This is a genomic window from Leclercia sp. EC_58, from assembly GCF_019584355.1.
Lineage (GTDB): Bacteria > Pseudomonadota > Gammaproteobacteria > Enterobacterales > Enterobacteriaceae > Enterobacter.
Map to the genome: position 1 here is coordinate 1,085,786 of NZ_VDAM01000001.1, position 14,625 is coordinate 1,100,410.

At 56.7% G+C, this 14,625-nt stretch carries 12 protein-coding genes; 4 read left to right on the forward strand and 8 right to left on the reverse strand.

Going from position 1 to position 14,625, the window contains the following annotated elements; genetic code table 11:
- The first annotated feature begins 419 nt into the window (after positions 1-419).
- Complete coding sequence (locus FHC51_RS05390) at positions 420-1,112, forward strand: FadR/GntR family transcriptional regulator (RefSeq protein WP_103824219.1); 693 nt, start codon at positions 420-422, stop codon at positions 1,110-1,112.
- 20 nt (positions 1,113-1,132) lie between these two features.
- Positions 1,133-2,560, forward strand: coding sequence for a multidrug transporter subunit MdtD (gene mdtD, locus FHC51_RS05395; protein WP_103824220.1), 1,428 nt, complete (start codon positions 1,133-1,135; stop codon positions 2,558-2,560).
- Here mdtD and rbsR read toward each other — a convergent pair.
- The 7 genes from rbsR to kup form a co-directional block, all read right to left on the reverse strand.
- A complete protein-coding gene (gene rbsR, locus FHC51_RS05400; protein WP_103177593.1) occupies positions 2,526-3,518 on the reverse strand; it encodes a ribose operon transcriptional repressor RbsR in 993 nt (330 codons plus the stop codon). The genes mdtD and rbsR overlap by 35 nt on opposite strands.
- A 3-nt stretch (positions 3,519-3,521) precedes the next feature.
- On the reverse strand, positions 3,522-4,451 hold the full coding sequence (gene rbsK, locus FHC51_RS05405) for a ribokinase (protein ID WP_220436653.1): 930 nt from the start codon (positions 4,449-4,451) through the stop codon (positions 3,522-3,524).
- Between the two features lie 107 nt (positions 4,452-4,558).
- Complete coding sequence (gene rbsB / locus FHC51_RS05410) at positions 4,559-5,449, reverse strand: ribose ABC transporter substrate-binding protein RbsB (protein ID WP_220435053.1); 891 nt, start codon at positions 5,447-5,449, stop codon at positions 4,559-4,561.
- A gap of 27 nt (positions 5,450-5,476) precedes the next feature.
- A complete protein-coding gene (gene rbsC, locus FHC51_RS05415; RefSeq protein WP_220435054.1) occupies positions 5,477-6,442 on the reverse strand; it encodes a ribose ABC transporter permease in 966 nt (321 codons plus the stop codon).
- A gap of 4 nt (positions 6,443-6,446) precedes the next feature.
- A complete protein-coding gene (gene rbsA, locus FHC51_RS05420; RefSeq protein WP_103824224.1) occupies positions 6,447-7,952 on the reverse strand; it encodes a ribose ABC transporter ATP-binding protein RbsA in 1,506 nt (501 codons plus the stop codon).
- A gap of 7 nt (positions 7,953-7,959) precedes the next feature.
- Positions 7,960-8,379 (reverse strand): D-ribose pyranase, encoded by a 420-nt coding sequence (gene rbsD, locus FHC51_RS05425; protein ID WP_114316332.1) that lies wholly within the window; start codon positions 8,377-8,379, stop codon positions 7,960-7,962.
- A 196-nt stretch (positions 8,380-8,575) separates the two neighbouring features.
- Complete coding sequence (kup, locus tag FHC51_RS05430) at positions 8,576-10,444, reverse strand: low affinity potassium transporter Kup (RefSeq protein ID WP_103177598.1); 1,869 nt, start codon at positions 10,442-10,444, stop codon at positions 8,576-8,578.
- 223 nt (positions 10,445-10,667) lie between these two features.
- Between kup and ravA the strand changes: the two genes are divergently transcribed.
- Entirely contained in the window at positions 10,668-12,164 is a 1,497-nt protein-coding gene (gene ravA, locus FHC51_RS05435; protein WP_103824226.1) for an ATPase RavA, read from the forward strand.
- Entirely contained in the window at positions 12,158-13,609 is a 1,452-nt protein-coding gene (viaA, locus tag FHC51_RS05440) for an ATPase RavA stimulator ViaA (RefSeq protein ID WP_103824227.1), read from the forward strand. Before ravA ends, viaA begins: the two co-directional genes overlap by 7 nt.
- Here viaA and asnA read toward each other — a convergent pair whose 3' ends face one another.
- Positions 13,610-14,602: an aspartate--ammonia ligase gene (asnA, locus tag FHC51_RS05445; RefSeq protein WP_103824228.1), complete on the reverse strand. Its 993-nt coding sequence runs from the start codon at positions 14,600-14,602 to the stop codon at positions 13,610-13,612.
- Between the last annotated feature and the right edge of the window lie 23 nt (positions 14,603-14,625).

Consider the following 14,625-nt stretch of genomic DNA (forward strand, 5'->3'; position numbering starts at 1 on the left):
ATTCATTTATTGTCCGAGGACATTAAGAATCCATGTCACTTTGAGTGCCCACACAGATTGTCTGATAAATTGTTAAAGAGCAGTGCAACGCGGCTTTCGCTCACCGTTGCGAGGTCCCGTATATTACGCTTTCCTCTTTCAGAGTCAAGCGATTATTTTACGCTTTTCTCTGCCGGGTATTCATCGCTGAACCCCGCTGACCCGGCGGCTTGCGTGCCGTTGTTCCGTGTCAGTGGAGGCGCATTATAGGGAGTTCTCCGGCGCTGACAAGCGTAAAATTAAAAAAAACTATCAACCGTGTTTTTTTTCGCCAAAAGCCTCATCTTTTAGCCAGAAACGGCGCTAATTGCTGTTTTCGCCACCACAAGCCGCCTGCAGGTGGCATACTTACTGGCATCAAGATTTAAGGAATATGCTTTATGCCTTTAAGCGCGCAACAGCTGGCGGCACAAAAAAACCTTTCCTATGTGCTGGCAGAAAAACTGGCACAGCGGATCCTGGCAGGTGTTTACACGCCTGGCAGCATCCTGCCGGGTGAACTGGAACTGGGGGAACAGTTTGGCGTGAGCCGAACGGCCGTTCGTGAAGCCGTGAAAACGTTAACCGCGAAAGGGATGGTATTGCCCCGTCCGCGCATCGGTACGCGCGTGATGCCCCAGGGCAACTGGAACTTCCTCGATCAGGAGCTGCTCTCCTGGTGGATGACGGAAGATAACTTCCAGCAGGTTATTGATCACTTCCTTGTCATGCGCAGTAGCCTGGAGCCGCAAGCCTGCCTGCTGGCCGCAACGATCGGAACGGCAGAGCAAAAAGCGCGGTTAAATACTCTGATGGATGAAATGGTGCATCTGAAAAAGCACTTTAACCGGGAACGCTGGATAGATGTGGATATGGCCTGGCACGAGCATATCTATGAGATGAGCGGTAATCCGTTCCTGACCTCTTTTGCCTCGCTCTTTCACTCTGTCTATCACACCTACTTTACCTCTATTACCCAGGATGAAGTGGTTAAGCTGGATTTACACCAGGCCATTGTCGATGCCATTCAGGACAGTGACGGGCCACGCGCCATGGCAGCCAGCCAGGCGCTGCTTGCCCCACCAGCACGGTAGCCATAACAACAGGAACTCGAATGACAGTAAAAAAAGCACGCAGTATGGCGGGCCTGCCGTGGATAGCGGCAATGGCCTTCTTTATGCAGGCCCTGGATGCGACCATCCTCAATACTGCCCTTCCCGCAATAGCCCAAAGCCTGAACCGTTCTCCGCTGGCCATGCAGTCGGCCATCATCAGTTATACCCTGACCGTTGCGATGCTGATCCCGGTGAGCGGCTGGCTGGCCGATCGCTTCGGCACCCGCCGTGTCTTTATGCTGGCGGTAACGTTATTTACGCTGGGCTCGCTGGCCTGCGCACTCTCCAGTTCTCTGGGAGAGCTGGTTGTTTTCCGGGTGATCCAGGGGATAGGCGGCGCGATGATGATGCCGGTTGCGCGCCTGGCACTGTTACGGGCCTATCCGCGCAGCGAACTGTTGCCGGTGCTTAACTTTGTCACCATGCCGGGCCTGGTCGGGCCGATCCTCGGCCCGGTGCTAGGTGGCGTGCTGGTCACCTGGGCCAGCTGGCACTGGATATTCCTTATTAATATCCCGATTGGGATCGCCGGTCTTTTCTATGCCCGTAAATTTATGCCGAACTTCACCACCCCACGGCGCAAATTCGATATGGGCGGGTTCTTCCTGTTTGGCCTGAGCCTGGTGCTCTTTTCCAGCGGCATGGAGCTTTTCGGTGAGAAAGTGGTGGCGACCTGGCTGGCTATCTCCATCATTTTCAGCGGCATCGTTCTTTTCCTTCTTTATATCCGTCACGCGCGCCGTCACCCGACGCCGCTTATTTCACTGTCGCTGTTTAACACGCGCACCTTCTCGGTGGGCATTGCCGGCAACATCGCTTCACGGCTGGGTACCGGTTGTGTTCCTTTCCTTATGCCGCTGATGCTGCAGGTCGGGTTTGGTTACCCGGCACTGATTGCGGGCTGCATGATGGCGCCTACGGCGGTGGGCTCGATTCTCGCCAAATCCGGCGTGACGCAACTTCTGCGTCGGCTGGGCTACCGCAGGACGCTGGTTGGCGTGACGATATTTATCGGCGTGATGATTGCTCAGTTCTCACTGCAGTCGGCGGCGTTGCCGGTATGGATGCTGATCCTGCCGCTGTTTGTGCTGGGGATGGCGATGTCCATCCAGTTCACGTCGATGAACACCATTACCCTTGCCGATCTCAACGACGAGAATGCCAGCGGCGGTAACAGCGTGCTGGCGGTGACGCAACAGCTGTCGATCAGTCTGGGGGTGGCGGTAAGTGCGGCAGTACTGCGTTTTTATGAAGGGTTCGACAGCACAAATACTGTCGAACAGTTTCACTCCACCTTTATCACCATGGGCGTGCTGACGGTGATCTCGGCGCTGGTCTTTATGCTGCTAAAACCGAAGGATGGTCGTAACCTTATTAAAGATCGGCACAAACCTAAACAGACCCCCGTTCCATCAGAACAGGAGTAAGCTGCAGCCGCTGTTGTTGCAGAGCGGGCTGGGCGATACGGTGGATCAGGACATCAACCGCCAGCTCGCCCAGTTCATCTTTTGGCTGATGAATGGTGGTGAGCGGCGGCGTCATATACTGCGCCAGTTCGATATCGTCATACCCCACCACGGCGATATCGTCCGGGATACGCAGTCCCGCCTGATAAAGCGCCTTGTAAGCCCCTACCGCCATCGCATCGTTACCAATAAAGACCGCCTGCGGGCGCTCCTTCTGGGCGAGTAAGGCCTGCATCGCCTCAAACCCGCCGCTAAATTCAAAGTCACCGGTGATTTGATAGCCCTCAGGCACTGGCAAACCTGCACGCGCCATCGCCACCAGGAACCCTTCCAGCCGCAGGCGGGCGGGGGTTTTATCCAGCGGACCGGTAATACAGGCGATGCGGGTGTGGCCTTTATCAATCAGATGCTGCGTCGCCATGTCCCCGCCCAGCAACGAGTTATCCTGGATGAGATCGCTGGTACCGTCGAACGGCGCCCAGTCCATCATCACCGTAGGAACGGAGGGGTAGCGCTGCATAATCTCAGGGGAGGGTTGGTGCGTTTCGGTGCACAGCAATAGCAACCCGTCGACGCGCTTTTGCATTAGCGTCTCCAGATTGCGGTTCATGCGCTGTTCGTCGCCTTCGGTATTGCATAACACCAGGCTGTAGCCACGCTCAAAACAGCTGCGCTCAACGCCGCGCACCAGCTCAGAGTAAAAGGGGTTGGTACTGGCCGTAATGAGCATGCCAATGGTGCGCGTCTGGTTGAGTTTCAGACTGCGCGCCAGGGCGGAAGGCGCATAATTGAGGGATTTAACGGCAGCCTCGACCTTCTCCCGAATCGCGTCGCTGACGAAGCGATCGTTATTGATGACGTGGGAGACCGTCGAAGTAGAGACGCCCGCCATGCGGGCGACATCTTTCATTGTGGCCAAGCGTTACCTCTGCTGACTTAAAAATTCATCGATCTCATTACGCCATGGTACAGAAGGCTGTGCACCTGGACGGGTCACCGCAATGGCCGCCGCCGCATGGGCAAAGCGGATTGCATCATCCAGTTGTTCGCCTTCCAGCAGCGCCGTCACCAGCGCACCATTAAAGGTGTCGCCCGCAGCGATGGTATCGACAGCTTTCACCTTAAAGCCAGGAATGCGACGCCCTTCTCCCTCAACGCTTGCCCATACGCCGCGGCTGCCAAGAGTAATGATGACCGTGTGGATGCCTTTGTCGTGCAGGGCTTTCGCCGCGCGAGCCGCATCCTCATCGTTTTCAACGCAAATGCCCGTCAGCTTTTCGGCCTCGGTTTCATTCGGGGTAATAATGTCCACCAGCGCCAGAAGCTCGTCTGATAATACACGGGCTGGCGCGGGATTTAGTACGACAGTGGTATGATTTTCATGAGCAATTTTCGCTGCCGCCAGCACGCTTTCTACCGGGGATTCCAGCTGCATCAGCAGGGCGTCGGCACCGGCGATAAGCGCATGTTGCGCCGCCACTCGCTCAGGCATCAGCGCCGCGTTTGCACCCGCATGAATACCGATGACATTCTCACCTTCTCCGTTGACAAAAATCAGCGCCACGCCGGTTGATTCACCGTCCACCACGCTCACTGGCGCAATATCGATGTTGTCGCTTTCCAGCTGCTGGCGAACGCGCTCCCCGGTATCGTCATCGCCGGTACAGGCGATAAAGGCGATGTTTGCCCCGCTACGTCCGGCGGCGACCGCCTGGTTCGCGCCCTTGCCGCCAAAGGCGACCTGGTAGCGATGACCCGTTACGGTTTCGCCCGGTGTTGGGAAAGCGTCAAGGTTAAGAATGTGATCGGCATTAATACTGCCAAGGACGACGAGCTTACCTGCGGTTTTCATAGTTGAAGTGTCCATCAGAGAGTGCCACCGGGATGCCCCGGTGGCGTATGCCACTCTTTTCTTTATATGTTGTCCCTCAGGCAGCCTGCGACTGCCTGAATCGCATATTACTGCTTGATGACCAGTTTCAGGTCAACAGGGTATTTGGCCTGAACTTTCTCGCCCTTCAGCACTTTGTCAGCAGTCTGTACGCCAGTGGCGCCGATCTGCTCTGGCAGCTGAGCGATGGTCGCAGCCAGTTTGCCATCGTTTACCGCTTTTTCACCATCAGGCGTGCCGTCAAATCCAACCACCATCACATCAGATTTACCCGCAGTCTGCAGTGCACGCAGCGCGCCCAGCGCCATTTCGTCGTTCTGTGCGAATACCGCTTTAACGTCCGGGTGCGCGGTCAGCAGGTTCTGCATGACGTTCAGGCCCTTAGTACGGTCGAAGTCTGCCGGCTGGCTGGCCAGTACGTTGAATTTGTGGGCAGCAACCGCCTGCTGGAAGCCTTCGCCACGCTCACGCGCTGCGGAAGTCCCGGCGATACCCTGCAGTTCGATAACCTTGGCACCTTCGCCCGCTTTCTTGGCAATGTAGTCACCGGCAATTTTGCCGCCCAGCACGTTGTCAGAGGCAATGTGGCTCACCACGTCGCCTTTATTCGCCTGACGGTCAAGGGTGATCACCGGGATGTTAGCCTGGTTCGCCATCTTCACGGCGTTACCTACCGCATCGGAATCGGTCGGGTTGATCAGCAGAATTTTGGTGCCGCGAACAGTTAAGTCCTGCACGTTAGCCAGCTCTTTAGCCGGGTTGTTCTGGGAGTCGAGGATCACCAGGTTGTAGCCCAGTTTGTCGGCCTCTTTCTGCGCGCCATCTTTCAGGGAGACGAAGAACGGGTTGTTCAGGGTAGAAACCACCAGCGCGAGGGTATCTTTCGCCATGGCGTTTGCACTCACGGTTGCGCTCAGCGCGACAGCAGAAACCAGGGTAGCCAGTTTTTTCATGTTCATATCAAAGATGTCCTGTAGTGTCGTCAGTTACTGTTTTTTGTTGTCTACCAGTACCGCCAGCAAAATCACTACCGCTTTGACGATCATCTGGTAATAGGAAGAAACACCTAACAAATTCAATCCATTATTCAGGAAGCCGAGGATCAGCGCACCGATCAGCGTACCGACGATACGGCCTTTCCCCCCGGCCAGGCTGGTGCCGCCCAGCACGACCGCGGCGATGGCATCCAGCTCATAACCCGTACCGGCGGTCGGTTGCGCAGACGAGAGACGCGCCACTTCGATAATCCCCGCCAGCGAAGCCAGCAGGCCGCTCAGGGCGTAGACGATAACTTTGACTTTATTGACGCTGATACCGGACAGACGCGTCGCCGCTTCGTTTCCCCCCAGGGCATAGATATAGCGGCCCAGGCGGGTGTGGTGCAACATGTACCACGCCGCGAGGAAGACCAGGCCCATGATCCAGACCGGCGTCGGGATACCCAGCGGGCGGCCAATACCGAACCAGCCAAACAGATCGGCGTTATCGGTAAAGCCGGTGTTGACCGGACTGCCGTTGGTGTAAACCATGGTCACACCGCGCAGCAGCAGCATCATCACCAGGGTGGCAATAAACGCCTGAACACGACCTTTCGCCACAATAACACCGGTAACAGCCCCAATAGCCGCACCCAGCGCCAGCGCCGCTGCAACGGCCACCAGCGCGTTGACTTCAATCCCTACAATTGAAGCAGCAACCGCGCCGGTGAGCGCCAGCAGGGAACCGACGGACAGATCGATACCCGAGGTCAGGATCACCAGCGTCATGCCCACCGCCATAATGGCGTTCACGGACGTCTGCTGGAGGATGTTGAACAGGTTATTAACGGTAAAAAAGTTCGGGCTCATGGTAGAGACAATCGCGATCAGCACCAGCAGGGCAATCAGCGATTTTTGTTCCATCAACCATGCCTTAGTGAAATAACGGCGTCCAGAAACAGCCTGGGTAGTCATCTTCTTACTCCTGATCCACGCGATTAAGCTTGCCCACAGCGGCAGCCATCAGAATTTCCTGGGTGGCCTGCTCGCGACTGAATTCACCGCCGAGATGCCCTTCATGCATGACGATAATGCGATCGCTCATGCCTAATACCTCTGGCATCTCGGAAGAGACCAGAATGATGCTTAGCCCGTCAGCCTTAAACTGGTTAATGAGCTGGTAAATCTCTTTTTTGGCGCCAACGTCCACGCCGCGCGTCGGTTCATCAAGGATCAGTACCTTCGGACGGGTCATCAGACCGCGGGCAATCGCCACTTTCTGCTGATTCCCGCCGGAGAGCAGCCCGATAGCCTGTTCCATCGACGGGGTTTTAACATTAAAGAGGCGGATAAAATCGCTGACCGCCTGCTGCTCGTCTTTATGCTTCAGACCACCGCCGCTGCGGCTGAAGTAGCGTAGCGCGGTTAAGGACATGTTCTCTTTCACCGACATGCCCAGCACCAGGCCATCGCGCTTACGGTCTTCGGAGATATAGACGATACCGTTCGCCAGGCCATCCTGCGGAGAACGGGTGACAACTTCATGACCATCAAGGGTGACATAGCCGCTGGTGCGCGGGTTGGCGCCATACAGCACCTTCATCAGCTCGGTACGCCCGGCGCCCATCAGCCCGGCCACGCCGAGGATCTCCCCCTGACGCAGGGTAAAGCTGACATCATGCACCCCAGGGCCACACAGATTGTCGACCTTCAGGCGGATCTCGCCCGGCGCTTTATCGATACGTGGATACTGGTCTTCCAGCTTACGTCCCACCATCATCTCAATTAGCGTGTCTTCATTAAGCGTCGCCACTTCACGCTCGGCAATAAACTGCCCGTCGCGGAAGACGGTGACGTCATCGCAAATCTCGAAGATCTCTTTCATGCGGTGGGAGATATAGACAATGCCACGCCCCTGCGCTTTCAGCTCGCGGATCACGCGGAACAGGGAGTCGGTTTCGGTATCGGTGAGGGCGTCGGTCGGTTCATCCATCACGATAACCCGGGATTCGAAACTCAGGACCTTGGCAATTTCGACCATCTGCTGATCGCCGATAGAGAGTTCGCCCACCAGACGATCGCTCTTAAAGCGCAGATTCAGCTTCGCCAGCAGTTTGTCGGCTTCGGCATACATCTGTTTCCAGTCGATTTTGCCAAAGCGGTTAACAAACTCACGCCCCAGGAAGATGTTCTCCGCGATGGAGAGCTGCGGGATGAGGTTCAGCTCCTGGTGGATGATGCCGATCCCGGCTTCCTGAGAGGATTTCGGGCCGTTGAAAGTGGTCTCTTTTCCCAGCCACAGCAGCGAACCGGCATCGCGTTGATAGATCCCGGTCAGCACTTTCATCATGGTAGATTTGCCGGCGCCGTTTTCGCCCACCAGCGCCATCACGCGCCCGGCGTAAACATTCAGCGCGGCCCCGGAGAGGGCTTTGACGCCCGGGAACGATTTATCGATCCCTTTCAGTTGCAGGAGTGCGTCCATGATGGCCTCAGAAGGTGACGCCAGCACAGAGAATGATATTCGCATACGGGGAACACTCCCCGCTGCGAATCACCGCCTGGCTGTCAGCGGTATTTTTCTTGAACTGCTCGTGCGTTATGTAGCTTATTTTTATGGTGTTTCCCTGGCATTGTTGCAGTTGCTTGATATGGTCAAGCAACGTTTCGTGGAGCTGCGGATTATGTTGTTTGATTTCCGTTGCGAGAATGGCTTCCTCAACCTGCATCTCGGTTGTCACTACATCCAGCACCTGCATAAACGTGGGTACGCCCTGCGTTAATGCCAGATCAATACGCGTTGTGCTGTGGGGAATGGGTAAACCCGCATCACAAACCACCAGCGTATCGGTATGCCCGAGACGGGAGATGACCGATGAGACTTCAGAGTTGAGTACCGTGCCTTTCTTCATTTTCTTGCTCCACTAGCGAAACGTTTCGCTGGCATCAGTTTTATCTTACCGATGCGCAGAAAACCACCATGACGTAACAGATTTGTGATCGTTGTCGAAACGTTTCGCTAAGTGAAATGGGGAGACAATTATGGCGGTCAGGGAGCGATTTTGTAGGCCGGGTAAGCGAAGCGCCACCCGGCATTTTCAGGAGGGATTAAATCTCGACTTGCGTCCCCAGCTCAATCACGCGGTTAGGCGGGATCTCGAACTGGTCAGGCGCGCGCAGGGCGTTACGCTGGAGAATAAGATAGAGCTTCCCACGCAGGCGCAGATACCACGGGCGTTTGCCGATGATCAGCGACTCGTGGGACATAAAGAACGAGGTCTCCATCATCCGGCAGCTTAAACCCTCCAGACCGCAGCGGTGGAACACCTCTTCCACGTTCGGGGTTTCACGCCAGCCGTAGCTGGCCACCACCCGCCAGAAGGTGGGCGACAGCTGCTCTATCTGCACCCGGCGGACGTTATGCACATAGGGCGCATCCTCGGTACGCAGGGTCAACAGGATCACCCGCTCGTGCAGCACTTTGTTGTGCTTGAGGTTGTGCATCAGGGCAAACGGGATCACGTTCAACGCGCGCGACATATAGACCGCAGTGCCAGGTACGCGCACCGGCGGAGATTTCTCCAGCGAGGCAATCATCGCCTCCAGAGAGTTACCGTGTTCATGCATCCGGCGCAGCAGGCGGAAACGCTCGCTCTTCCAGGTGGTCATCACAATGAACATCACCAGACCCAGCGTCAGCGGCAGCCAGCCGCCGGAGACAATCTTGTCGAGGTTCGCGGAGAACAGCGGCACGTCAATACAGAGGAAGCCGACCAGAATCATCCCCACAAGGAATTTATTCCAGTGCCAGTTCCGGTACGCCACCGTGGTAGAGAGGATCGAGGTCAGCACCATCGTACCGGTAACGGCAATACCGTAGGCCGCCGCCAGGTTACTGGAGTGCTCGAAGCTGACGATAACAATTACCACCGCGACATAAAGCAGCCAGTTAACGAAAGGAATGTAGATCTGGCCCGACTCCATCTCGGAGGTATGGATGATACGCATTGGCGACAGATAGCCCAGACGCACCGCCTGGCGGGTCAGGGAGAAGACGCCGGAAATCACCGCCTGAGAAGCAATTACTGTCGCCAGTGTCGCGAGGATCAGCATCGGCACCAGCGCCCAGTCCGGCGCCAACAGGAAGAACGGGTTTTTAATCGCTTCCGGATGTTTGAGCAGCAGCGCCCCCTGGCCGAAGTAGTTCAGCACCAGCGACGGCAGCACCACTAAAAACCAGGCCACGCGAATAGGCAACTTACCGAAGTGGCCCATATCGGCATAGAGCGCTTCAACCCCGGTAATAGAGAGCACCACCGCGCCCAGCGCGATAAACGACACGGTTTTGTATTCGAGGAAGAAATGCACTGCCCACATCGGATTCAGGGCATGCAGCACTTCCGGGTTAGCAATGATGCTGCGTAACCCCAGCGCCGCCAGGATCAGGAACCAGGAGAGCATAATCGGCGCGAAGAGTTTGCCCACCAGCCCGGTACCGTGTTTCTGAATCACAAACAGCAGGGTCAGAACAAGTATGGCCAGCGGGACAACCCACTCATCAAGATGCGGCGCGATAATCTCCAGCCCCTCTATCGCCGACAGCACCGAGATAGCGGGGGTGATCACCACTTCGCCATAGAAGAAGCTGCCTCCCACCAGACCGATGATGACCAGGAACGAGGTCATTCTGGCGGACGTATTGCGCCCGGCAAGCGACATCAGGGTCAGGATCCCACCTTCACCGGCGTTATCAGCACGCATCACGAAGGAGAGATATTTAACAGAAACTACCAGGATCAGCAGCCAGAAGATCAGGGACAAAAAACCAAACACAGCGTCGCGTTCAACGCCAAATCCAAACTGACCGGACAAACATTCGCGCAGCGTATAAAGCGGGCTGGTGCCGATATCACCGTAGACAACGCCGATCGCCGCGAGCGTAATTGCGGGTAATGATTGCTTATTATCAGTGCTCATAGACTAGTCTTTTCGTTTAAATAACAAATGTGTGCTTAGTCCCTTGGCCCACAAAAAGCGCACAGTATGCACGATTAATCTTAGAATCGTACCCCTAAATGCCACCTCATTAACGTAGCGCAAAGAAAATAGCACCGTGGTTCAGTCTATTACCAGCCCGGAACGAAACGTCTATACTCGCTTCAATTAGCCGGGGGTACGGCGAAAGGATGCAAAAACAATTATGGCTCACACTCATTTATTAGCAGAAAGAATTTCCCGTCTCAGCGGTGCACTGGAGAAAGGGCTTTATGAACGTAGCCACGCCATTCGCCTCTGTTTACTGGCGGCGTTGAGCGGCGAAAGCGTATTTCTGCTGGGGCCGCCCGGCATCGCAAAAAGCCTGATTGCCCGCAGGCTGAAGTTCGCTTTTCAGCACGCCAGGGCGTTTGAGTACCTGATGACCCGCTTTTCCACGCCGGAAGAGGTCTTCGGTCCGCTCTCCATTCAGGCGTTAAAAGATGAAGGGCGATACGAACGGTTAACCGCCGGCTATCTGCCGGAAGCGGAAATCGTCTTTCTTGATGAGATCTGGAAAGCCGGCCCGGCGATCCTGAATACCCTGCTTACCGCCATTAACGAACGCCGGTTCCGCAACGGCGCGCATGAGGAGAAAATCCCGATGCGCCTGCTGGTGGCAGCATCCAACGAACTGCCCGAAGCCGACAGCAGCCTCGAAGCCCTGTATGACCGTATGCTGATCCGCCTGTGGCTCGATAAGGTGCAGGACAAAGCGAACTTCCGCTCGCTGCTGACCAGCCAGCAGGATGAAAACGATAACCCGGTGCCTGCCGCATTACAGGTGACGGACGAGGAGTATCAGCAGTGGCAACAGGACATCGGTAAAATCACCCTGCCTGATGCGGTGTTCGATTTGGTCTTTATGCTGCGCCAGCAGCTTGATGCCCTGCCGGGAGCGCCTTACGTCTCCGATCGCCGCTGGAAGAAAGCCATCCGCCTGCTGCAGGCCAGCGCGCTGTTCAGCGGTCGCGATGCGGTGGCGCCAATCGACCTGATCCTGCTGAAGGATTGCCTCTGGCACGACGCCAGCGGCATGAATCTGATGCAGCAGCAGCTGGAAATATTGATGACCGGACACGCGTGGGGACAGCAGGAGATGTTGAACCAGCTCGGGGCCATTACCCAGCGTCGCCTTCAGCTTCAGCAGCAGCAGAGCGACAAAACCGCCCTGCGCGTTATCCGTCAGAGCGGCATGTTCGCCCGTCGCCCACACTACGAATTACCAGCCGAACTGAGTGATACCACCCTGACGCTGCTCCTCCAGCAGCCGCTCAAGCTCCACGATATGCAGGTGATTCACATCACCCTCGAGCGGGAAGCCCTGGCGCAGTGGCTGACCAAAGGCGGCGAGATCCGCGGCAAACTCAACGGCATTGGTTTCGCCCAACCGCTCAATATGGAAGTGGACGGCAGCCTGCATCTGGTGATCCGCGACGTCAGTTTGCAGGGATCGCGCCTTGCGCTGCCCGGCACCGCGTCGGAAAGCGTGCCGGAAGAGATCAAACAGCAGCTGGAAGCGCTGGATAACCAGTGGCACCTCCAGCACACCCGCTTCAGCGAGCAGCAAAAATGTCTGTTCATCCACAGTGACTGGCTGGGGCGAATTGAAGCCAGCCTGCAGGATGTAAGCGCGCAGATCAAACAGGCGCGTCAATGCTGACGCTGGATACGCTCAACGTCATGCTTGCCGTCGGTGAGGAGGGCATGATCGAAGAGATCATCCTCACCCTGCTGGCCTCGCCGCAGCTGGCGATCTTTTTCGAAAAATTCCCGCGCCTTAAAACCGCCATCACCGACGATCTTCCTCGCTGGCGGGAAAATCTCCGCAAAAGGCTGAAAGATACCCGCGTTCCGCCGGAACTCACCGAAGAGGTGATGTGCTATCAGCAGAGCCAGTTACTCTCCACGCCCCAGCTGATCGTCCAGCTGCCGCAGATTTTAACCCTGCTGGACAAGGTTCACTCCCCATTCGCTGGCCAGGCGCGGCAGCTGGTGGTGGATAACGCCACCTTTACCCCCGCCCTGCATACCCTCTTTTTACAGCGCTGGCGGCTGAGCCTGGTGGTGCAGGCCACCTCCCTGAATCAGCAGTTACTGGAAGAGGAGCGCGAACAGCTGCTCAGCGAAGTACAGGAGCGGATGACCCTGGCCGGGGCGCTGGAGCCGGTACTGGTGGAGAACGAAAATTCCGCCGGTCGCCTCTGGGATATGAGCGCCGGTCAGCTCAAGCGGGGGGATCATCAGCTTATCGTTCGCTACGGCGATTTTCTGGCACAGCAGCCGGAGCTGATGCAACTGGCGGAACAGCTGGGCCGTTCGCGGGAGGCGAAGTCGGTGCCAAAAAAGGATGCCCCGCTGGAAACCTTCCGCACCCTGGTGCGCGAACCGGCGACGGTGCCGGAGCAGGTGGACGGTCTACAGCAGAGCGATGACATTCTGCGCCTGCTGCCGCCAGAGCTGGCGACCCTCGGCATCACAGAACTTGAGTACGAATTTTACCGTCGGCTGGTGGAGAAGCAGCTCCTTACTTACCGTCTGCAAGGCGATGCCTGGCGGGAGAAGGTGAGCCAGCGCCCGGCGGTACATCAGGATTTCGACGAACAGCCCCGCGGGCCATTTATCGTCTGCGTGGATACCTCCGGTTCGATGGGAGGATTCAACGAGCAGTGCGCCAAAGCCTTCTGTCTGGCCCTGATGCGCGTGGCGCTCGCCGACAGAAGACGCTGCTTTATCATGCTGTTTTCCAGCGAGGTGGTGGGCTACGAACTCTCGGGCCAGCACGGTCTGGAGCAGGCGATCCGTTTCTTAAGCCAGCGCTTTCGCGGTGGTACCGATCTCGCCAGCTGTTTTCGCGCCATTATCGAGCGGATGCAGGGCGGCGAGTGGTATGACGCCGACGCGGTGGTGATTTCAGACTTTATTGCCCAGCGGCTGCCGGAAGAGGTGGTAAGTAAGGTGAAGGTACTGCAGCAGGTCCACCAACATCGTTTTCATGCCGTTGCGATGTCCACACATGGAAAACCCGGCATCATGCGCATCTTCGATCATATCTGGCGCTTTGATACCGGGTTGCGTAGCCGCCTGCTGCGGCGCTGGAAACGCTAATTACAGCAGGGCGTCGACGCTGTCACGAACCTGCTGCGGCCATACGCCACACTGCACCTGGCCGATATGGGAGAGCTGCAGCAGTAACATGGTCAGACGAGACTGGCCGATACCGCCGCCGATGGTCTGCGGCATCTCGCCACGCAGCAGCGCCTGGTGCCACTCCAGCTTAAGACGATCTTCATCGCCGGTAATAGCCAGCTGACGCTTCAGCGCCTCGGCATCCACGCGGATCCCCATGGATGAGAGTTCAAACGCATCTTCCAGCACCGGGTTCCAGACCAGAATATCGCCGTTCAGGCCCGCCAGGCCGCTCTCGCCTTCGCTGCTCCAGTCATCATAATCCGGCGCACGTACATCGTGACGCTGACCATGAGACAGCTTGCCGCCGATCCCGATCAGGAATACGGCCCCTAACTCTTTGGCGATCGCACGTTCACGACCTTTGGCATCCAGATCCGGGAAGCGGCTCAGCAGCTCCTGACTGTGGACAAAGTGGATCGTCTCCGGCAGGAACGGGGTCAGACCAAACTCTTTGCTGACCGCCGCCTCGGTGGCTTTGATCCCGGCATAAATGGCTTCTACCGTCGCTTTCAGCGTACCGGTATGACGTTCGCCATCACCCATGACGCGTTCCCAGTCCCACTGGTCAACGTAAACAGAGTGAATCGCGGTAAGACGGTCTTCATCGGGGCGAAGGGCTTTCATGTGCGTGTAAAGCCCTTCGCCCGCGCTGAAGTCGTGTTGTCCCAGGGTTTGACGCTTCCACTTCGCAAGGGAATGGACCACTTCGAACTGGGCATCTGGCAGTGTTTTCACTTTCACCTGTACCGCTTTTTCGCAACCAGACAGGTTGTCCTGCGTCCCGTCGCCCACACGGCTTAAGATCGGTGCCTGGACTTCAATAAGACCAAGCTTCTCTTCCAGCTGGCGGGAAAAGTGGGATTTAACGAAACTGATCTGGCGTTGTTGTGCGATGTAAGCGGTTTTCATTATTTATACTCCTGCATCCTGTT

Bases quoted from the DNA above. Each gene is read 5' to 3' on its own strand.
- rbsB (WP_220435053.1), bottom strand. From the start codon at position 5,449: ATGAACATGAAAAAACTGGCTACCCTGGTTTCTGCTGTCGCGCTGAGC.
- rbsA (WP_103824224.1), bottom strand. From the start codon at position 7,952: ATGGACGCACTCCTGCAACTGAAAGGGATCGATAAATCGTTCCCGGGC.
- rbsC (WP_220435054.1), bottom strand. From the start codon at position 6,442: ATGACTACCCAGGCTGTTTCTGGACGCCGTTATTTCACTAAGGCATGG.
- asnA (WP_103824228.1), bottom strand. From the start codon at position 14,602: ATGAAAACCGCTTACATCGCACAACAACGCCAGATCAGTTTCGTTAAA.
- ravA (WP_103824226.1), top strand. From the start codon at position 10,668: ATGGCTCACACTCATTTATTAGCAGAAAGAATTTCCCGTCTCAGCGGT.
- rbsK (WP_220436653.1), bottom strand. From the start codon at position 4,451: ATGAAAACCGCAGGTAAGCTCGTCGTCCTTGGCAGTATTAATGCCGAT.
- viaA (WP_103824227.1), top strand. From the start codon at position 12,158: ATGCTGACGCTGGATACGCTCAACGTCATGCTTGCCGTCGGTGAGGAG.
- mdtD (WP_103824220.1), top strand. From the start codon at position 1,133: ATGACAGTAAAAAAAGCACGCAGTATGGCGGGCCTGCCGTGGATAGCG.
- rbsD (WP_114316332.1), bottom strand. From the start codon at position 8,379: ATGAAGAAAGGCACGGTACTCAACTCTGAAGTCTCATCGGTCATCTCC.
- FHC51_RS05390 (WP_103824219.1), top strand. From the start codon at position 420: ATGCCTTTAAGCGCGCAACAGCTGGCGGCACAAAAAAACCTTTCCTAT.
- kup (WP_103177598.1), bottom strand. From the start codon at position 10,444: ATGAGCACTGATAATAAGCAATCATTACCCGCAATTACGCTCGCGGCG.